General features: G+C 68.8%; 8 protein-coding genes. 3 read left to right on the plus strand and 5 right to left on the minus strand.

Annotated features, from left to right (window positions below; genetic code table 11):
* Positions 1–14 precede the first annotated feature (14 nt).
* Positions 15–7,868 (plus strand): non-ribosomal peptide synthetase, encoded by a 7,854-nt coding sequence (locus tag FMP39_RS14120; RefSeq protein ID WP_255508491.1) that lies wholly within the window; start codon positions 15–17, stop codon positions 7,866–7,868.
* A gap of 184 nt (positions 7,869–8,052) precedes the next feature.
* Here the strand turns inward: FMP39_RS14120 and FMP39_RS14130 are convergent, their stop codons facing one another.
* A complete protein-coding gene (locus FMP39_RS14130) occupies positions 8,053–9,534 on the minus strand; it encodes an ELWxxDGT repeat protein (protein WP_228557977.1) in 1,482 nt (493 codons plus the stop codon).
* Positions 9,535–9,727: 193 nt separating this feature from the next.
* Here FMP39_RS14130 and FMP39_RS14135 point away from each other — a divergent pair, with 193 nt between their 5' ends.
* Both FMP39_RS14135 and FMP39_RS14140 read left to right on the plus strand, forming a co-directional pair.
* Complete coding sequence (locus FMP39_RS14135) at positions 9,728–11,650, plus strand: membrane dipeptidase (protein WP_141590404.1); 1,923 nt, start codon at positions 9,728–9,730, stop codon at positions 11,648–11,650.
* Between the two features lie 165 nt (positions 11,651–11,815).
* Positions 11,816–12,631 (plus strand): siderophore-interacting protein, encoded by an 816-nt coding sequence (locus tag FMP39_RS14140; protein ID WP_141590405.1) that lies wholly within the window; start codon positions 11,816–11,818, stop codon positions 12,629–12,631.
* Here FMP39_RS14140 and mxcL read toward each other — a convergent pair.
* From mxcL to mxcG, 4 genes are read right to left on the minus strand one after another with little or no spacing between them, the layout of a single operon-like run.
* Complete coding sequence (gene mxcL / locus FMP39_RS14145; RefSeq protein ID WP_141590406.1) at positions 12,628–13,902, minus strand: myxochelin B biosynthesis transaminase MxcL; 1,275 nt, start codon at positions 13,900–13,902, stop codon at positions 12,628–12,630. The two genes, FMP39_RS14140 and mxcL, sit on opposite strands and share 4 nt — an antisense overlap.
* A 38-nt stretch (positions 13,903–13,940) precedes the next feature.
* Positions 13,941–15,167: a myxochelin export MFS transporter MxcK gene (gene mxcK, locus FMP39_RS14150; protein ID WP_194858395.1), complete on the minus strand. Its 1,227-nt coding sequence runs from the start codon at positions 15,165–15,167 to the stop codon at positions 13,941–13,943.
* A 16-nt stretch (positions 15,168–15,183) separates the two neighbouring features.
* Complete coding sequence (locus FMP39_RS14155; protein WP_141590408.1) at positions 15,184–16,536, minus strand: class II 3-deoxy-7-phosphoheptulonate synthase; 1,353 nt, start codon at positions 16,534–16,536, stop codon at positions 15,184–15,186.
* Entirely contained in the window at positions 16,533–20,873 is a 4,341-nt protein-coding gene (gene mxcG / locus FMP39_RS14160) for a myxochelin non-ribosomal peptide synthetase MxcG (RefSeq protein WP_141590409.1), read from the minus strand. The genes FMP39_RS14155 and mxcG overlap by 4 nt, the downstream gene beginning before the upstream one ends.

Raw genomic sequence — 20,873 nt, forward strand, 5'->3', positions numbered from 1 at the left:
GAGACGGGCTGGCAGTGGGGTACGTGGGCCGCCCGGAGCTGACGGCGGAGCGCTTCGTACCAAGCCCATTCGGTGAGGGAGAGCGGCTGTACCGCACGGGGGACGTGGTGCGGTGGCTGGGGAACGGAACGTTGGAGTTCCTGGGCCGAGCGGACACGCAGGTGAAGGTGAGGGGCTACCGCATCGAGTTGGGAGAAGTGGAAGCGGCGCTGGCCCAGCACAGTGGCGTCAACGAAGCCGTGGTGGTGGCGCGGGAGGATGGAGGCGAAGGCAAGCGGTTGGTGGCCTACGTGACGGCGCAGGAAGGGGCCTCGCTGGACACGGGTGCACTGCGAAGCCACGTGAAGCAGCGGCTGCCGGAGTACATGGTGCCGTCGGCGTACGTGGTGCTGGAGTCGCTGCCGCTGACGCCGAACGGTAAGGTGGACCGCCAGGCGCTGCCCGCACCAGATGCACAAGGCCCGAAGACGGCGCACTTTGAAGCGCCTCGCACGGCGACTGAGGAGAAGCTGACGTCCATCTTCGCTGAGGTGCTGAACGTCGAGCGCGTCAGCGTCGATGAAGACTTCTTCGAGCTGGGTGGCCACTCGCTGCTGGCCACGCAGTTGGTGTCACGCGTCCGCGAGTCCTTCCAGGTTGAACTGCCACTCAGGACCGTTTTCGAGTCCCGGTCTGTTGAGACGCTGGCGAGGTGGCTGGACGGTGCCTCGGGAGTCGCTGCTGGGCTGAGAGGCCCTCCGCTGGTTCGCGCTTCACGCGACGGCACGCTTCCTCTGTCGTTCGCGCAGCAACGGCTGTGGTTCCTCCACCAGCTTGACCCCGACAGTGCCTTCTACAACGTGCCCGTGGCAGTGAAGCTCTTAGGGGCCCTTGATGTTGCGGCGCTGGAATGGAGCTTCCATTCACTCGTTCTCCGTCATGAGGCGCTGCGCACGACCTTCCGTTCCGAGGCAGGTGTTCCCACCCAGGTCATCTCTCCCACAGGACGGGGCGCGTTGGAGTTCGTGGACCTGAGTGCGCTCCAGGGTACGGAGAAGCCCTTGGAGGTCCAGCGTCGAACGGAACTTCAAACACTTCGTCCGTTCAACCTGGAGACGGGTCCGCTGCTGAGGGCGACGCTGCTGAAGGAGGGGGAAGAAGCGCACGTGCTGGTGCTGGTGATGCACCACATCGTCTCGGATGGCTGGTCCATGGGCGTGCTGGTGAGGGAGTTGGTGGCCCTGTACGAGGCGTATTCGCAGGGGCGCGAGTCACCGCTGGCGGAGCTGGCGGTGCAGTACGCGGACTACGCGGTGTGGCAGCGAGAGTGGCTGAAGGGTGAGGTGCTGGAAGAGCAGCTCGGGTACTGGAGGAAGCAGCTAGCGGGTGCGCCGGCGGCGTTGGAGTTGCCGACGGACAAGGTGAGGCCGGCGGTCCAGACGTACCGAGGAGACACGAGAGGGCTGGAGTGGCCGAAGGAGTTGTGGGAGGGCGTGAAGGGGCTGGCGCAGCGGGAGAACGCGACGCCCTTCATGGTGCTGCTGGCGGCCTTCCAGGTGGTGCTGTCGCGCTATGCGCGCCAGGACGACATCTCTGTGGGCTCCCCCATCGCCAATCGCACGCGAGCCGAGACGGAGGAGTTGATTGGCTTCTTCGTGAACACGCTCGTGCTGCGGACACGGCTGGATGGCAATCCCAGCTTCCGTGAGCTGCTGGCGCAGGTGCGCGAAGTGACGCTGGGGGCGTACGCGCACCAGGAAGTGCCTTTCGAGAGGCTGGTGGAGGAGCTGCAGCCGGAGCGGGACCTGAGCCGCAGCCCGCTGTTCCAGGTGATGTTGGTGCTGCAGAACACCCCGGGAGGCGCGGTAAGCCTGCCCGGACTGAAGTTGGAGGCAGCGGAGTCGACTGGGAAGACGTCGAAGTTCGACTTGACGCTCGGCTTGGGAGCGTCGAGCGCAGGTGGACTGACAGGCGCGTTGGAGTTCAACAGCGACCTGTTCGAAGCCGAGACGATGGAGCGGCTGCTAGGGCATCTGAGGGTGCTGTTGGAGGCCGCCGTCGCTGAGCCGGAGACGCGGCTGGCCGAGCTGCCGTTGATGGGCAGTGAGGAGCAGCAGCGACTGGTGAAGGAATGGAGCGGGACGGCGTCGACGTACCCACGCGATGCGAGCCTGAGTGCTCTCTTCGAGCAGCAGGCACAGCGGACGCCGGACGCGGTGGCGGTGGAGTACGAGGGCCAGCGACTGACGTACGCGGAATTGAACCGACGTGCGAACCAGTTGGCGCACCACCTGAGGTCCATGGGTGTAGGGCCGGAAGTCCGGGTGGGGTTGTGCGTGGAGCGCTCGCTGGAGCTGGTGGTGAGCGTGCTGGGCATCCTGAAGGCGGGAGGCGTGTACGTGCCGCTGGATGCCAGCTACCCGCTGGAGCGCCTGGCGTGGATGAAGGCGGAGGCCGGCGTCGCCGTGCTGGTAGCGCAGGAGAAGCTGGCGGACGAGGTGGCCACGGGCGGTGAGCTGGTGGTGTGCCTGGACACGGAGTGGGACACGCAGATTGCCCATCAGCCGCAAACCACGCCGAGCGCCAACGTGGGCGGTGGCAACCTGGCGTACGTGATGTTCACGTCAGGGAGCACGGGGAAGCCGAAGGGCGTGGGCGTGCCCCACCGAGCGGTGTCACGCCTGGTGCTGGGGACGGACTTCGCGCACTTCGGGCCGGAGGAAGTGTGGCTGCAACTGGCGCCCATCTCTTTCGATGCATCGACGCTGGAGGTATGGGGCGCGTTGCTGCACGGCTCGCGGTTGGTGGTGTACCCGGCAGGGACTCCGACGCTGGAGGAGTTGGGCCGGAAGCTGGAGTCTTCAGGTGTGACGTCGCTGTGGCTGACGGCTGCGCTCTTCGAGCAGATGCAGGCGCGGCAGCCGAAGGCGTTGGCCAGTGTCCGTCAGCTGCTTGCAGGGGGCGACGCGCTCCCGGTGTCCCGCGTGAAGGAGCGGCTGGCAGCGGGCGGTGTGCTCATCAACGGGTATGGCCCGACGGAGAATACGACGTTCTCCAGCACGTACCGGATGGAGAGGCCGGAGGAAGTAGGTGCCTCGGTGTCCATTGGCCGGCCAGTGAGGAACACGGTGGCCTACGTGCTGGACGGGGCAATGCGTCCAGTGCCTGTGGGCGTTCCGGGTGAGCTGTACGTGGGCGGAGACGGGCTGGCAGTGGGGTACGTGGGGCGCCCGGAGCTGACGGCGGAGCGCTTCGTACCAAGCCCATTCGGCGAAGGAGAGCGGCTGTACCGCACGGGGGACGTGGTGCGGTGGTTGGGGAACGGGACGTTGGAGTTCCTGGGCCGAGCGGACACGCAGGTGAAGGTGCGCGGTTACCGGATTGAGCTGGGCGAAGTGGAAGCGGCGCTGGCCCAGCACAGTGGCGTCAACGAAGCCGTGGTGGTGGCACGCGAGGACGGGAGCGAAGGCAAGCGGTTGGTGGCCTACGTGACGACGCAGGAAGGTGCCTCGCTGGACACGGGTGCACTGCGAAGCCATGTGAAGCAGCGACTGCCGGAGTACATGGTGCCGTCAGCGTACGTGGTGCTGGAGTCGTTGCCGCTGACGCCGAACGGCAAGGTGGACCGCAAGGCACTGCCCGCACCGGACTCAGAGGGCACGGCGAGCGAGAAATATGTGGCGCCTCGAACAGCGACCGAAAAGACGTTGGCCGCAATCTTCGTCGACGTCCTGAAGGTCGAGCGGGTCGGGCTCGACGGAGACTTCTTCGAACTGGGCGGACACTCTTTGCTGGCAACGCAGTTGGTGTCGCGCGTGCGGGAGGAACTCCAAGTCGAGCTCCCCCTTCGAGACATCTTCGAGTGTCCCACGGTGGAGAAGCTCGCCCAGCGGCTGGACCACACTTCGAAAACGGATGGCGGCGCGCAGCCACCACCGTTGGTACGGGTTCCTCGCGACAGGGCGCTTCCCCTGTCATTCGCCCAGCAGCGCTTGTGGTTCCTCGCGCAGTTGGAGCCTGACAGCACCGTCTACAACGTCCCGGCGTCGGTGCGGTTGACGGGCGCCTTGAACGTTCCCGCGCTGACGCAGAGCTTCGACGCGCTGGTCCAGCGTCACGAGGCGCTGCGCACCACGTTCCGGACCGAGGGCGGTTCGCCGGTACAGGTCATCGACCCACGGGGCGGCGCGCGGCTCGACATCGTGGACCTGCGCTCGCTGCCAGCGGCGCGGAGGGAAGAGGAGGCGCAGCGGATCGCGCAAGAGGCGTCACAGCGCCCGTTCGACCTGGAAAGCGGTCCGCTGCTGTGGATCGCCTTGCTCGCGCTGTCGGAGCAGGACCATGTGTTGGTGCTGGTGATGCACCACATCGTCTCGGACGGTTGGTCCATGGGGCTCCTGGTTCGCGAGCTGACCGAGCTCTATGCGTCCTTCTCTCAGGGGCAGCCGTCGCACCTGCCGGAGCTGCCGCTTCAGTACGCGGACTATGCGGTCTGGCAGCGCGAGTGGCTCCAGGGGGGCGTCCTGGATGCGCAGCTCGGCTACTGGAAGCAACGCCTGGACGGCGCGCCCCGGTTGCTGGAGCTGCCCACGGACAGGCCGCGTCCGGCAGTCCAGTCCCTGGAAGGGGCGTACGTGCCCTTCTCATTGGGCCTTGAGCTTTCGGAGGCGGTTCATGCACTCGCCCGCCGAGAAGGCGTCACGCCGTTCATGGTGCTGCTGGCGGCGTTCCAGGCCGTGCTGGCGCGCTACTCAGGGCAGGACGACGTGAGCGTCGGTTCGCCCATCGCCGGACGCACTCGCGCGGAGACGGAGGGGCTCATCGGCTTCTTCGTGAACACGCTGGTGCTCAGAACCCGGCTGGAGGGGAGCCCGTCCTTCCGTGAGCTGTTGGCTCGGGTCCGGGAGGTCACGCTTGGCGCCTACGCGCACCAGGACGTGCCTTTCGAAAAGCTCGTCGAGGCGCTGCGTCCGGAGCGCAGCCTCAGTCATTCGCCGCTGTTCCAGGTCATGCTCACCTTCGACAGCACACCAGATGCTGGAGGAGACGCGCAGGCTGGCATGGGGATGAAGCACGTCGCCGTGGAGCACCGGGTGTCGCGGTTCGACCTCTCGCTCGGCTTCGTGGAAGGCAAGGACGGCTTCTCCGGTGGACTGGAGTACAGCACCGTCCTCTTCGAGCCCGAGACTGCGGCGCGACTTCTGGCCCACCTGAAGACGTTGCTTGAAGGTGCCGTGGCGGAGCCGGATCGGTCCGTGTACGCGCTGCCCTTGCTGGACGCGGATGAACAGCGGCGGTTGCTGGTGGAGTGGAATGAGACCGGCTCCGGCGACATCTCGGAGACGAGCATCCACGCCCTGGTCGAACGGCAGGCGGCGGCCACTCCCGACGCCGTGGCGGTGGTGGCTGGTGACGAAGTGCTCACGTACCGCGAGCTCATGCAGCGGTCGGACCGGCTGGCGCGGAAGCTCCGCACGCTGGGCGTCGGGCCGGAGGTCCGCGTGGGCCTCTGTGCGGAGCGCAATGCGGACCTGCTGATCGCGGTGCTCGGCATCCTCAAGGCGGGTGGCGCGTACGTCCCGTTGGACCCGGCATACCCGAGCCAGCGGCTGGCCTTCATGATCGAGGACTCCCGGCCTCGCGTCCTGGTGGGCCAGCGCGCGCTGCTCGACGCGCTGCCTCCCGGGGACGTGGCCCGGTTGGCGCTCGACGATGCGGATGGGCTCGTGGCGGAAGCCGAGGCGGCGCCGGTGCCCAGGTCCGCTCCGGACCATCTGGCCTACGTTCTGTTCACGTCGGGCAGCACGGGCCGGCCGAAGGGCGTGGCCCTGGCGCATCGCAGCGCCGTGGCCTTCCTGCGCTGGACGACGCAGGCCTTCTCGTCGGACGAGCTGGTGGGGGTTCTCGCCTCCACGTCGCTCAACTTCGACCTGTCCGTGTTCGAGATGTTCGCGCCGCTCATCCGTGGCGGGGCCGTGGTCATCGCTCGCAATGCCTTGGAGTTGCCGTCGCTCCCGGGGGCCCGGCGGGTGACGCTCGTCAACACGGTGCCCTCCGCGATGGCGGAGTTGGTGCGCGCCCATGCCGTGCCGGACTCGGTGCGCACGGTGAACCTGGCGGGAGAACCGCTGGCCCAATCCCTGGTGGAAGCCATCCACCAGTCCGCACCCGGTGTGCAGCGCGTGCTCAACCTCTACGGCCCCACCGAGGACACGACGTACTCGACCTGGACCGTGGCCCCTCGCGGCGCCACGCGGGAGCCCACCGTGGGGCGACCGATTGAGGGGACTCGCGCGTACGTGCTGGATGCGCTCGGTCAACCCGTGCCTCAGGGCGTGGCGGGCGAGCTGTACCTGGGCGGGGATGGGCTTGCCCGAGGGTATGTCGACCGGCCCGAGTTGACCGCAGAGCGCTTCGTTCCCGACGCGTTCAGTCCGCGGCCCGGAGCGCGGCTGTACCGCACCGGAGATAGCGTGCGGTGGTTGCCGGATGGCGTGCTGCAGTACCTGGGCCGAATCGACCAGCAGGTGAAGGTGCGTGGCTTCCGAATCGAGCTGGGCGAAATCGAGGCCGTGTTGCGCAGGCATCCGGACGTGCGCGAGGCCGTGGTGCTTGTGCGCGACGACGGGAGCGAAGGACGGCGCCTGGTGGCGTACATCGTGCCCCAGCCGGACGGGGTGCTCGATGCCACGGCGCTCCGACGCTTCGTGAAGGAAGGCCTGCCGGACTTCATGGTGCCCTCGGTGGTGATGGTGCTGGCCTCGCTGCCGCTGACGCCCAATGGCAAGGTGGACCGCAAGGCGCTCCCGGCGCCGGACGCACTCCGTCCGGAGTCGACGCGGGCCTATGTGGCGCCTCGGGATGCACTGGAGCTCCTGCTCACGCGCATCTGGGAGGAGTTGCTGGGCACCGGCCCCATTGGCATCCACTCCGACTTCTTCGAGCTGGGAGGGCACTCGCTCCTGGCCATGCGGATGGTGTCGCTCATCCGCGAGCGCCTGGGACGCAGCCTGCCCGTGGTTTCACTGTTCCAGGCGGGGACGCTGGCGGAGCTGGCTTCTCGGCTCCGGCAGACACCCGGGCACGTGTCCCCGCTGGTGCCGATTCAGAACGGCGGTTCGCAGCGGCCCGTCTTCTGCGTCCACCCAGTCAGCGGCAACGTCCTGCCGTACCTGGAACTGTCGCGGCGCCTGGGGCCGGACCAACCGTTCTACGCGTTCCAGGCCCCGGGCCTCGAAGGCGAGCGGGCGCCGCTGGGGACCGTGGAGGCGATGGCCTCCACCTATGTGGAGGCCATGCGTGGCGTCCAAGCCAGCGGGCCATACCGGCTGGCGGGGTGGTCCTTGGGAGGTGTCGTGGCGTTCGAAATGGCGCGGCAGTTGGAGCAGCAGGGGGAGCAGGTGGAGCAGCTGACGCTCATCGACGCCTACGCCTTTGATCAGCGGACAGAGGAACCCGTGGGCGCGGAGTGGATTGCCGCCCGGTTCGTGGAGTTCACGGGCCAGCTCCTGGGCCTGCCCGTCTCGGAGTTGATGGCGGATGCGCATCTCGCGGACGAGGCTTCGCTGCTGGGCCGCCTGTTGGAGCTGGGGCGGCGCACCGGCATTCTGGCTCAGGGCGTTGGATCCGAACAACTCCGCGCGCTGTACCGTGTCTACGAGAGCAACCTCCGCGCCCTCTGGGATTATCAACCGGGACACTACGGTGGCCGCGTCACGCTGCTGCGCGCGAGCGAGACGCACGTGCCCACGGGCAATGATGGCGGCTGGGGAGCGCTGGCGGCAGGAGGGGTGGAGGTGCACGAACTCTCCGGTGACCACCACTCCATCCTCAGGGCGCCAGCGGTTGACGTGATCGCGGAGACGATGGCGCTGAAGTCGTCCCCGTAGACGTCCACCTGCCGCAGTTGATGAGGATGCCCGCCGCGGCAGTCAGATGCCGCGGCAACGCCGCTCCCGTGCCCGGGGGATGTCCTTCACCAGGCGGGTTCCCGCGGAGGTGCCGTCGCTGCCCCACAGCTCCGTGATCTGTTCACCAAAGCCAGACGGGGGCGAACGCCATCTCCGTGAGGGCTCAGGGGTTCGTCTGATGGCACTCGCTGGCGGGGCGGAAGGGCAGGGCGTAGAGCTCGCGCCCGCTGGCTTCGTCCTCGGCGGTGAAGAACACGTCCCAGCCGGAGCGGATGAAGGCGCGTGGGGCTCGCGCTGTCCCTGCGTCGAGCTTCCGGGTGCCGGACGCAGTGCCGTTGCTCACCCAGGGCTCCGAGCCATGCCCCGTCGTCGCGCCGAAGAAGAGCCAGCCCTGGACGGCGGTCACCTCGGTAGGAGATGCGCCCTCCGTCCCGGGCACCAGGTCCGCGAAGAGCTTCGTTCCTCTCGACGTGCCATCGCTCACCCACAACTCGCGGCCGTGTCGGCCGTCATCCGCCGCGAAGTAGAGGTGCTCTCCAAGCACGGCCAGGAACGCCGGCGCCGAGCCCTCCGCTCCGGGCCGGAGGTCCTTCACCCGCCGCGTGCCAGACACCGTGCCGTCGCTGACCCACAGTTCCTCGCCCTCCGGGGCGTCCGAGCCCGCGCTGAAATAGAGCCGGCCCTGGAACGCCACCAGGTCGTGTGGGTACCGGCCCGGAAAGAAGCGCAGGCGGCGTGTGCCCTCCGCCGTGCCGTCCGTGACGTAGAGCGTGGCCTCGCCCTTGTCGGGGTCCACCAGGAAGAAGAGCCTTCCGCCCGCGGACTTCATGCGGAAGATGACCGTGTCCTCGAAGACCTTGAGGAGGGGCATGAAGGCCGCGCCGCCTTCGCTTCGCACGAGCCAGTTCTCTTCGCCCACGCTGATGACGAAGTAGAGCGAGCCGTCGTGAACGGCGAAGCGGCGAGGGAAGGCACTGTCCTCGCCTGGGACGAGGTCCGCGACCTCATGGGTGCCCGCGTCCGTGCCATCGCTGCTCCACAGCTCGTTGCCGTGCGCGCCACCCGGCGCGGCGGCGGAGAAGTAGAGCCGGCCCCGGTACGCGACCAGCGTCTGCCCCTCTCCCTGTCCGGCGCCCATGGGAAGCACGCGCTTCACCAGGGACGTACCTTCGGACGTGCCGTCGCTGGTCCACAGGGCGCGGCCATTCACCCCATCGTCCGCGATGAAGAAGAGCCGGTCTCCCACGCGTGTGAGGTCGGTAGGGTTGGAGCCCTCCGGTCCCGGCGCGATGTCCCGGAGCAGCCGGGTTCCTTCGCCTTTCGTGCCGCTGCTCGTCCACAGCTCGGCGCCGTGTTGACCGTCATCCGCGGTGAAGAAGAGCAAGCCATCACCGTGGAGGCGTTCCTGGATGGCTGCCTCCTGGGGGCCGGGGTGGATGTCCGCGAGCCTGCGCACGCTGGTCCCGCAGGGCTCCCACATTCGGTGGTCCGCGGGCCGCCGCGCGGGCGCTTCATCGGATGACAGGAGCGCGTCGTCCACCGGTGGCGGCTCACAGGCAGCCAGAAAGGTCAGCAGCACCGGGGTCGTACGCCAGGACATCGTCATCAGCCGCTCCGTGAGGTCGAGACCATCTTGGAGCGTCAATCTGTGGATGGTGGGGGCTTGCCCCACCTGCCCATGGGTCCTGAACGCCGTTTGTAACGTGACGCTTCACACCGACTGGCCGTGTGACGCCTGTCTGTTTCACTTTCCAAGAAAAAGTTGAAACAATTGAAAAACAGGACACGCTCCTGATACTTCGAGTGCACCTCCCCGCGGTACCGGAAAGGTGCACTGTATGCAGCGATGTATCGGAGCAGCCCCACGGCGTTTCCTGTCCCTCTCCCTCATGTCCGTCATGGCGCTGAGCCAGGGGTGCCAACCCACGGATGAAGAGTTGCCTGTCGAGGAGTCCGCGACGGGCGAAGTCGCACAACCCGTCTCGGTTCCTGGCTTCGCGGAGATGCACCACCACATGTTCGCCGAGGAGGCGTTCGGCGGTGGTTGGTTCCACGGCAAGCACAACGGCTCCCTGGTGAGCTGTGACGGCGGATTTCCGGAGAGCGACCACGCGCGTGTTCGCATGGACCTGGGCTCCATGCTCAACGTGTGCCCCAACGCGGGCGGAATCAACCTGAGCGGCGTGCCGGTGCTGTCGCAGATGTTCGGGGTGGGCGGCGCGGTGGCGTCGGAAATCATCGGCGAGGTCGAAGGGACGGAGGGCGACACCGGTCTCCACCTGGGCCGGATGAGCGTTCCCACGCAGTGGCCGCGCTGGGACACCATCGCGCATCAGCAGGCCTGGGAGGGCTGGTTGCAGCAGGCGCATCAGGGAGGCATGTCCCTGGTCACCATCTCCCTGGTGAGCAACGAGTTCCTCTGCAGGGCGCTGCCGTACCAGAACATCAAGCGTCCATGTGACGAGATGGTGGACGTGGACGTGCAGTTGCAGATGGCGCGTGACTTCGACGCTCGCACGCCGTGGGCGGAGATCGCGCTTTCGCCGGCGCACGCGCGGCAGATCATCGCCTCCGGCAAGCTGGCCATGGTGCTCTCCATCGAGTCGAGCAAGCTGTTCGGCACCAAGAACTGGCAGTCCGAGCTCAACCGCGTCTACTCGCTGGGCGTGCGCTCCATCCAGCCGGTGCACCAACTGGACAACCGCTTCGGCGGCGCGGCGCCCCACAACGCCATCTTCCAGGTCTCGCAGTTCCTGGAGAACTGCCACGTGGACACCGACTGCGGCCTCACGGGCAACGGCTTCACGCTGGGCTTCGACGTGGACGCCAACTGCAAGAACACCAAGGGCCTGACGTCCGAGGGCCGGGCGCTGGTCGCCGAGATGATGAACAAGGGCATGCTCGTCGACGTGGCGCACATGTCCGAGCGCTCCGTGGACGACACGTTCGCCATTGCCCAGAGCCGCAACTACTACCCCATGTACATCTCCCACGGTCATTTCCGTGAGGTGATGCACCCGGGGCTCGCCGCCAACGAGAAGACGACGCCCGCGTCCATCATCCGCTACCTGCGCCAGACGGGCGGCATGTTCGGCCTGCGCACCGCGCACGACGAGACGCGCGACTACACCCGCACGCCGGTCGCCAACAACTGCCAGGGCTCCACGCGCTCGCTGGCGCAGGCCTACGAGTTCGGCCGCCTGGGCCTCAAGGTGAACATGGGCTTCGGCGCGGACCTCAACGGCTTCATCCAGCAGACCCGCCCGCGGTTCGGCCCCCACGGCGCCTGCTCGGCCGGCTTCGCCGCGGAGGCGGCGTTCCAGGCCCAGCAGCAGCTCACCGCTGGCCCGCCGCCGCTGGGCACGGACTTCGACAACTACGGCCTGGCCCACGTGGGCCTGCTGCCGGACGTGGTGCGTGACCTGAAGCAGCTCGGCGTCAACACCACGGGGCTGGAGGGCTCGTCCGAGACGTTCATCCGGATGTGGGAGCGGGCCACCGGCACGCGCACCGGCATGGCGGACAGCGCGACGAACATCGACACCAGCGGTGTGGCGGCCTACGTGCCGAAGGAGACCCGCGCGGCCCAGTATCCGACCAGCTCCACCTGCACCAACGACAGCGACTGCGCCAGCACCCAGTACTGCGGCTGGGGGCTCAACGCCGGCAAGTGCCAGAACAAGAAGCCCAAGGGCGCCATCTGCGGCAGCGCCCGGGAGTGCCTGTCCAACAACTGCCGGTGGACCCTGACCTGCGGCTGAGGTCGCTTGCTGGCATGTGAGCAAGCCATGTCAACCCACATGCCAGACGTTCCCGCGGCTGGCCGTTCGCTGAGCGGCGGCCACCGCGGGGCTCCTTCATTCGTTGCCCGCCTGGGGGCTTCATGGTATCGAAAATGATAGTCAATATCGATAACTGGAGCTTTCGTGACGACGACGACTGAGCGTGTCTATCGGCGGGGACCGTTCCCCGTGAAGTTCCGCCTCTTGGAGGTGAAGCGGGTGACGCGGGTGACGCCGCAGATGGTTCGCATCACCCTTGCGGGCGAGGACCTGGAGGGCTTCTACAGCCCCGGCGCGGACGACCACGTGAAGCTGCTGTTCCCGGAGGAGGGCAAGCGCATGCCTGTCATCCCCACGGTGACGCCTACGGGGTTGGTGCTGAAGGAAGGCGAGCGCAAGCCGGACGCGCGTGACTACACGCCGCGCCGCTATGACGCCGCGGCAGGCGAGCTGGACATCGACTTCGTGGTGCACGGCACGGGGCCCGCGACGACGTGGGCGAGCAAGGCGCAGGTGGGTGACCTGCTGGCCGTGGGTGGGCCGCGCGGCTCCACGTTCGTGGCGCAGGACTTCAGTTGGTACCTGCTCGCGGGCGATCAGTCAGCGCTGCCGGCCATTGGCCGCATCCTGGAGGAACTGCCGGAGGGGACGCGCGCCATCGTGTTCTGCGAAGTCCCGGACGCGTCCGAGGAGCAGCAGTTCACCACCCGCGCCAACGCGACGGTGACGTGGCTGCACCGCAACGGCGTGGAGGCGGGGCACTCGGACGTGTTGCAGCAGGCCATCCGTGGGCTGGAGTTCCCCGAGGGGGACTACTTCGCCTGGGTGGCGGGTGAGGCGCACACCGTGCGCCCCATCAAGGACCACCTCATCAACGAGCGTGGCGCCAACAAGAGCTGGGTCCGGGTGACGGGCTATTGGAAGCGCGGCACCTCGGACCACCACGACGCGAAGGGCTAGGCCGCCGCCGGCTGCGCGAGGGAGCGGAGGACTGCGCCCGTCATCTCGATGGCGTAGTCAATCTGCTCCTCCGTGTGCGCCGTGCTGAGGAAGGTGACGTCGCGGCGCAGCAGGATGCCCCGGCGGGCCATGCCCGCCTGGAAGGGCTGCATCTGCTTCGCGTGCTCCGCCGGGTCCTTGGCGAACAGGAAGAAGGGAATCGCGTCGTAGCCAATCACGCGCAACGACGAGCCCGCGGCCTCCGCCTGGGCGTTGACGCCCTCGCGCAGCTTGCGGCCCAGGCGGGCCAGGTGCTGGATGTAGGCGCCATCCCGGTAGCCCTTCAGCACCGCCTCGCACACGTACAGCGACAGCAACTCACCGCCGAAGGTGGTGGACACCTGGAGCTCGCTCAGGCGGCTCAGGTGCTTCGCCGGACCGGCGATGGCTGACAGCGGCATGCCGCCAGCGATGCTCTTGGACAGCGTGACGAAGTCCGCGCGGACGTCGAAGAACTCCTGGGCGCCGCCCACGGCGAGCCGGAAGCCGGTGACGACCTCGTCCAGGGCGAACAGGACGTTGTTCGCGGTGCACGTGGCGCGCACCTGTTGCAGGAAGGCCGGGGTGAGGGGCCGGTTGTAGGGCACCGACAGCAGCACCAGGGCGAGCTCGCTGGCGTTCTTCTCGATGCTGGCCAGCAGGGCCGGCTCGTCCGGGGGCGTGAAGAGCGGCATCCGGAGGGTCAGCGCCGCCAGCGCGGCCGGGACGCCCGGCGTGTCGAACATGAAGTGGTCGTGCCAGCCGTTGTAGCCGACGGTGATGATCTTCTGCTTGCCGGTGATGTGGCGCGCCAGGCGCACGGCGGCGGACGTGGCATCCGCGCCCGTTTTGAAGAAGCGAGTCATCTCCGCGCCGGGGATGAGGTCCACCAGCGTCTGGGCGGCGGAGACCTCCACCGGCGTGGGCAGCGAGTGGAGGACACCTTCCTCCAGGTGCTCCCGGATGGCGTTCACCACGGCCGGGTCATTGTGGCCCAGCATGTTGGCGCCCAGGCCGCCGATGAAGTCGATGTACTCCTGGCCGTCCACGTCCTCCACCAGCGCGCCCTTGCCCTTGGCCAGGAACACGGGGAAGGCGCCGAGCGCGAACATCTCCGGGCGCTTCATCATGGACTGCGTGACGCCGGGGACCAGCCGCCGCGCCTCGGCGAGGAGCTGGTTGGAGCGGTCGAGCTTCAGCTCGCCCTGGATGGGACGAGGCAGGGAAGGGTGCTTCTTGACGGGAGTGTCCATGGACGTTTCCTTCTGTGGGGCGAGACGGAGACTGCGATTCACCGAGGCGTGGGCGCCGCGTTGAGCGGGACGGCGCTACGGCCAAAGGTCCAGAGGATGAAGAGCGAGACGGTGGTGACGCCCACGGCGAGCCATCCGGCCAGCCCGAAGCCCACCAGCTCACCGCCAGGCGTGGTGGCCAGCATCAAGCCGCTGGCCCATGCCGCGAGCCCGGAGGCGCCGTCGCTGGCGGCCATGTTCATGGCCATGTACCGCCCACGCAGCGGCGGCGGCACCTTCGCGGAGATCAACGCGATGGTGGGGATGGGCCGCGTGGACGTCAGGGACATGAAGAGGACGAAGGCGACCATCACCACCGGCAGCGGAGCGGCGGGAAGGTGCGTGAAGCCCAGGTGCGGCACCATGGTGCCCACCAGCAACAGCCCCAGCACCCGGGCGGGGCCAAACCGGTCCACCCAGCGGCCCACCTGACGCGCCGCGAGCAGCGTGGCGGCGCCGCCAGCCAGGTACACCCAGGGCAGGTCGGTCTGCTTCAATCCGAGGTTCCCGACCATGAACGCGCTCAGGTACGGAATCAGCAAGAAGCTGGAGAAGGCGACGCTGAACGTCAGCAGCCAGCCCAGCGCGAAGCCCGGCGTGCAGAGCGCCGTGACGGAAGGCGCCTGCCGCTCCGAGTCCGTGGTGACATGCGCATCCAGCCGCGGGAGCACGGCGAGCAGCCCGAACCACAGGAGCGCCCCCAGGATGCCAATGGCCCAGAAGGGCGCGCGCCAGCCGAGCATGTTGGCCATGCCCAGGCTCAGGGGAACACCCGCCACCGCGGACAACCCGAGCGAGGACATCACCGTGCCAATGGCCTGGCCTCGGCGTTCACCGGGGATGGTGTCCGCGATGATGGACATGATGACCGCGCCCATGAGTCCCGCGCATCCTCCCGCGAGGCTCCGGGCCACCAGCAGCCACGCATGGCTCTGCGCCGCGCCGCAGGCCAGCGTGGCTGTGATGAACCCTCCCAGGATGACCAGCAACGTGCTTCTGCGGCCAAACCTGTCGACCCACGCGAGCCCCAGCACGCCCATGGCGGCAGAGGCCAACGTGTAGGAGGACACCAACGTTCCGAACTGCGCGGCTGACAGACTGAACAGCCGCATGAACTCCGGCCCCAGCGGCAGGACGATCATGAAGTCCAGCAGGTGGGTGAACTGTACGCCCGCCAGCAGCAGGATGAGCAGACGCTCCTGTCGCAGTGTGAACGAGGCGGTCACGAAAGGCTCCAGCGATTCAGGCAGCACGGGCTTCGTGCGTGCGAAGGGACGGCATGGATTCGGCGACGAGGAAGGCCAACTGAAGGGCCTGGTCCGCGTTGAGGCGCGGATCGCAGTGGGTGTGGTAGCGGCTGGAGAGGTCGTCTTCCGTCACGGGCTGGGGACCGCCCAGACATTCCGTGACGTTCTGCCCGGTCATCTCCAGGTGCAGGCCCCCCGGGTGGACGCCTTCCGCGGCGGCGGCGTCCATGAAGCCACACACCTCCGTGAGGATGCGGTCGAAGGAGCGCGTCTTGTAGCCATTGCCGGCCTTGTGGGTGTTGCCGTGCATCGGGTCGATGGACCAGATGACCGGACGCCCGTCCCGGCGCGTGGCGGCCATGAGCCGGGGCAGCCGTTCCGCGACCAGGTCCGCGCCAAACCGCCCGATGAGCGTGATGCGGCCCGGGATGCCCTGGGGATTGAGGAGGTCCATCAGCCGGAGCACTTCATCGGGCTCCATGGTGGGGCCACACTTGATGCCAATGGGGTTCTGGATGCCGCGCATGAACTCCACATGGCCGCCGTCGAGCTGGCGGGTGCGCTCGCCAATCCACAGCATGTGCGCGGACGCGTCGTACCAGCCGCTGCCGTCGGGCTCGGCGCGCGTCATGGCCTCCTCCACGTTGAGGAGCAGGGCTTCGTGGCTGGTGAAGAAGTCGATGGCATTGGAGCCGCTGCGAGGCTCCGGGCTGACACCCAGCGCCCGCATGAACGACAGGGATTCGAGGATGCGGTCCGCCAGCAAGCGGTTGATGCCGCCCTGGGGCCAGCGCTGGGGCTCGGCGAGCTCCTCGTAGCCGCGCTGGGCGAAGGCTCGCAGCAGGTTCAGCGTGGCGGAGGACTGGTGATAGGCCTTGAGCAGCCGGCGCGGGTCTGGCGTTCGCGCTTGGGCGTCGAACTCCATGCCGTTGATGATGTCCCCGCGGTAGCTGGGCAGGGTGACGCCGCCCAGCGTCTCCATGGGACTGGAGCGCGGCTTGGCGAACTGCCCGGCGATGCGGCCCACCTTCACCACCGGCCGGTTGCCGGCGAAGGTCAGCACCATGGCCATCTGCAACAGCAGCCGGTAGGTGTCCCGGATGTTGTCGGTGGTGAACTCCTTGAAGCTCTCCGCGCAGTCGCCCCCTTGCAGCAGGATGGCCTTGCCCTCGGCGACCCTGGCGAGCCGGGCGGTGAGCTGGCGCGTCTCGTCCGCGAAGACGAGCGGAGGCAGGCGGGACAGCTCGGCCTCGGTCTGGGCCAGGGCCTGCGCGTCCGGATAGTCCTCCGGCATGTACTTGACGGGCTTGTGCCGCCAGGAGTCTGGCGTCCAGGTGGGGTTCGTCACGGGAGTGCCGTTTCGGTTGGAAGGCGGGTTGCGGGCACGGGCGGCAGCAGGCCCCGCGCAATGCAGTAGTCGAGGTATCGGTACAGCAGCGCACGGTCCGTGGGCGGGCAGGTGATGCCCGTTCCCTCGAGCGCTTGATGGACCCGCTCACAGCGGATGGGGCCCAGGCCAAACGCGGGCACGTCCGTGCCCGAGCGCAGGTCGAAAAAGGCGAGCGTGGATTGGTTCTCCCCGGTGCCGGCGCGCTCCGCCACGCGGGTGCGCCACTCGCCCACGGGGCAGTGCTCCACGGGGTAGCCGTAGTCACGGACCCAGGCGAACAGCTCACGGAGCTTCACCTCGGGCGTGGGACACAGGTTGAATACCGTGGGCGGGCGGGTGTCGCGCGCCATGCGGACGATGGCTCCCGCCACGTAGTCCACGGGCGTCCACACCTCGGCGACGTCGAGCTGGGGCAGCGCGCCCACGGGGATTCCCGCCAGCAGGATGCGCCACACCAGGTCCTGCGGGTTGACGATGGCGCTGTCGGGCGCACCCACCACGCGGCCCAGTCGGTACACGGCCACGGGGAGGCCGCGCGCTCCGGCCTGTTCGACGAGCCGCTCGGCGATCCACTTGCTCTGCTGGTAGCCGTCTCGCAGTCCCGGGTGCGCGGGCACGAAGGCCTCCGGCACGTCGGGGCTGAGGTCCGTCTGCGGCGCCACGGCCAGGGTGGAGACGTAGTGGAAGGGCTTGGCGCGGACCGCGGCGGCCAGGCGCAGCAGCTCGCGGGTGCCGCGCACATTCACGGCCTGGAGGCTGCCGTATTCGCGCACCACGCTGACCACGGCGGCGTTGTGGATGACGGTGTCACACTCCGAGGCCAGCCCGTGGAAGCGCGCCTGACTCAGGCCCAGCCAGGGCTGGGTGAGGTCCGAGGGCAGCGCCACCACGCGCTCCGTCAGGTGTTCGGGGGAGAGCTGCTGGGACGCCAGCGCGGCCTGGATGCGCTCCAGGGCGTGTGCCTCATCGCGAGCGCGGACCAGGCACACCACGCGCGCGTCCGTCTGGCGCAGGAGCTGGTGGAGCAGGTGCGCCCCGACGAAGCCGGTGGCTCCGGTGAGGACGACCTGACGCAGCCGTGGGGATTCGGCGGACTCCACCGTGAGCTTGGGGACGACGTCCTCGGACAGCACGGCGTCGGCGAGCATGCTCTCGGTGAGGCCCCCGGCGTCGGAGGCGCCGTCGGTGCCTTGTTCCAGCGCCTGGGCCAGTCCGGCCGCCGTCGGATAGCGGAAGACGGTGGCGACGGGAATCTCGCGGCCCAGCTCGATGCTGAGCCGGTTGGCGACCTGGATGCTCTGGAGCGACTGGCCGCCAAGGTCGAAGAAGTCATCCTGCGCGGACGTCGTCGTCACGCCCAGCACCTCTTCCCAGACCTTCAGCACCACGCGCTCCAGGGCCGTGGTTCCCGCTGTCGTGGTCGCGGCCTCTTCGGTGGGCAGCAGGCGGCGCAGCTCGGCGCGGTCCAGCTTGCCGGTGCTGGTGCGTGGCAGCCGCTCCGTGAACACGAACGTACCGGGCACCATGGGGGCAGGCAGGCCGTCCAGCAGGTGCTGCCGCAGCTCCGCCACGGTGGGCGCGGGCTGCGTCGTAACGACGTGCGCGCAAAGCCGGCGCGAGCCGCTGGGGAGCACCTGTCCGACGACGGCCGCGTCGCGCACGCCCGGGTGGCCGAGCAGCGCCGTTTCGACCTCGGACGGGTCGATGCGGTGGCCGCTGATCTTGAACTCGTCGTCGACGCGGCCCACGAAGACAATCTGGCCGTCCTCGCGCAGCCGGGCCTTGTCCCCTGTGCGGTAGGCGCGGGGGCTTCCCGGCAGGGCGTCGAGCGTGATGAAGCGCGTTGCCGTCAGCGCCTCGCGGCCCAGGTAGCCCCGGGCGAGCGCGCCGCCCAGCAGGTGGAGCTCGCCTTCCTCACCCGTGGGGACGATGCGGCCCTGTGCGTCGGCAATCACCGCGCGCACGCCGGGCAGGGGGCATCCGATGGGCACGTCTTCCCCGGCGGGCGTCACGTCGGGACCGCCGCTGAGCGTGGCGACGGTGGCCACCACGGTGGCCTCCGTGGGGCCGTAGGTGTTGAGCAGCCGGACCTGGGAACCGGCGGAGGCCCGCCATCGGGCGACGCGCTCGGGCAAGGCGGCCTCACCGCCGATGATGACGGTGCGCAGCGAGGGCGGCAGCCGGGCCGCGCCCGTGGACACGCTGTAGGCCAGCTCGTGCCAGAACGCCGTGGGCAGGTCCAGCAGGGTGATGCCATGGGTGGCGCAGGCTTCGAGCAGCCGGGGCACCGACTGGAGCATCTCGTCCGTGCGCAGCACCAGCGTGGCGCCGGCGCACAAGGAGACGAAGATCTCCTCTACGCTGGCATCGAAGTGCAGCGGCGCGAATTGCAACACCCGCTCTTCGGACGTCACCTCGTAGCGGAACGTCGCTCCCGCCACGAAGTGGGCCAGGGCGTCGTGGTCAATCTGCACGCCGTTGGGCTGGCCGGTGGAGCCGGAGGTGTAGATGACGTACGCCAGCGGCGCGCCCGACTGGGTCGCCGTGGCCGGCAGCTCCGGGCCGGCGCGCCGGTGCACCGCGAGCTGCCCGGGTGCCTGCGGAGGCATGCCGGCCGTGAGGTCCTTCTCGGCGCTGCTCACCGTCAGTCGCGGCGCGGCGTCATCCAGGATGGCCTTCGTCCGGGATTCGGGACCGAAGGGGTCCACGGGGAGGTATCCCGCGCCGGAGAAGAGGACACCCAGCGTGGCCACGATGGCGTCGATGCTCCGGGGCAGGGAGACGGCCACCAGCGTGTCGGGTCGCGCGCCATCGGCCCGCAGCCGCTCCGCGAGCGCCTGGGCGGACTGGAGCAGCGCCGCGTAGGTGAGGCGGTGCTCGCCATGCTCCACGGCGATGGCATCCGGACGCGCACGGGCCTGCTCCTTGAAGAGCTCCAGCACGGGCCGTTGTGGAATCGGCAGGGGCCCGCCGTCCACGACGGAGGGCCGCGCGGGGGCGGGCGCCGCGCGCACGGGCTGCTCGGGCGAGGCCACCAGTGACTCCAACAACTGGAGGAAGCCGCGCTGGTGGGCGTCCAGGACGTTGGGGCTGTAGCAGGCGGGATTCGCGTCGAAGTCCACGCGCAGGCCGCTGCCATCGGAGCGTGCGTACATGCCGATGGACAGGTCCTCGACGGGGCCCGCGGAGAGGTTGTGGGCGAAGGCCGGCATCCCCGCGAAGCGCAGGGCGTAGTCGAACGGCATGATGTTGACCACGGGGCCGAACAGCCGCCGCTGGCCGCCCACGCGCTTCAAGTCGCGGCGAAGCTGCTCGTAGCGGTAGCGCAGGTGCGGCCTCATGGCGCGCAGCTCCGCCGCCACGTCACGGGCGATGGCGAACAAGCCGGCGTCCGGACGCACCGGGACGCGCAGCGGCACGATGTTCATGGCCATGCACGGCACGCGGATGGCGGCCGAGCCCAGGCGGGTCATCACCGGCAGACCCAGCACGACTTCGGGAGCACCGGTGTGCTGGTGCAGCCAAGCCGCCGTCGCCGCGAGCACCAGGTCCGGCCACGTGAGCCCGGCCTGCTTCGCGGCGGCCTGCATCCGCTCCAGGTCCGCGGGTGACAGATGCCGCGTCTGGCGCACGAATCGCGGCGTCATGGGCGCGGGCTCCGCGAGCGTCACTGGCGTAGGGCCATGGGTGAAGCGCTCCACCCAGAAGGCGCGGTCCGCGACGTGCTGCGTGCCCCCCTGGTAGGCGGCGTCCTCATCGATGACGGCGCGGAGGGAGCCGAACCCATTCGTGGCGGGCTTGCCCGTCACCCGGGCCGTGTAGAGGTCCGCCACGCGGCGGGCCACCAGCGAGAAGCCGAAGCCGTCCAGGGCGATGTGGTGGGCCCGCTGGAACCAGAAGTAACGGTCCGGCGCCGCCTTGAACAACGCCTCCGCGAACAGCGGGCCCTGGCCCAGGTCCACCGTGCGCGTCAGGTCCTCGTGCATCCAGGACTGGGCCTCGGCCCAGGGGGCGGGCGTGTGGCTGATGTCGGCGACGTGCAGTTGCCATGACGCACGGGGCTGCACGCACTGCACGGGACCGGAGGCACCGGGGACGAAGCGCGCGTGGAGCGCCTCCGCCTCGTCGATGGCCTGACGCAAGGCGGACTCGAAGTGCTCCACGACGAGCGGCCCGCGGATCTCGATGCACTCACCCGCGTTGTAGACGGCGCTCGTGAGGTCGAACTGCTGGCCGACCCAGATTCCATGCTGGGCCGCGGACAGCGGCCAACCTGCTTCGTGTGTTTCGCCCAT

Origin of the sequence: Myxococcus sp. AB056 (assembly GCF_006547365.1) — a bacterium.
In the GTDB taxonomy this organism is placed as follows: domain Bacteria; phylum Myxococcota; class Myxococcia; order Myxococcales; family Myxococcaceae; genus Myxococcus; species Myxococcus virescens.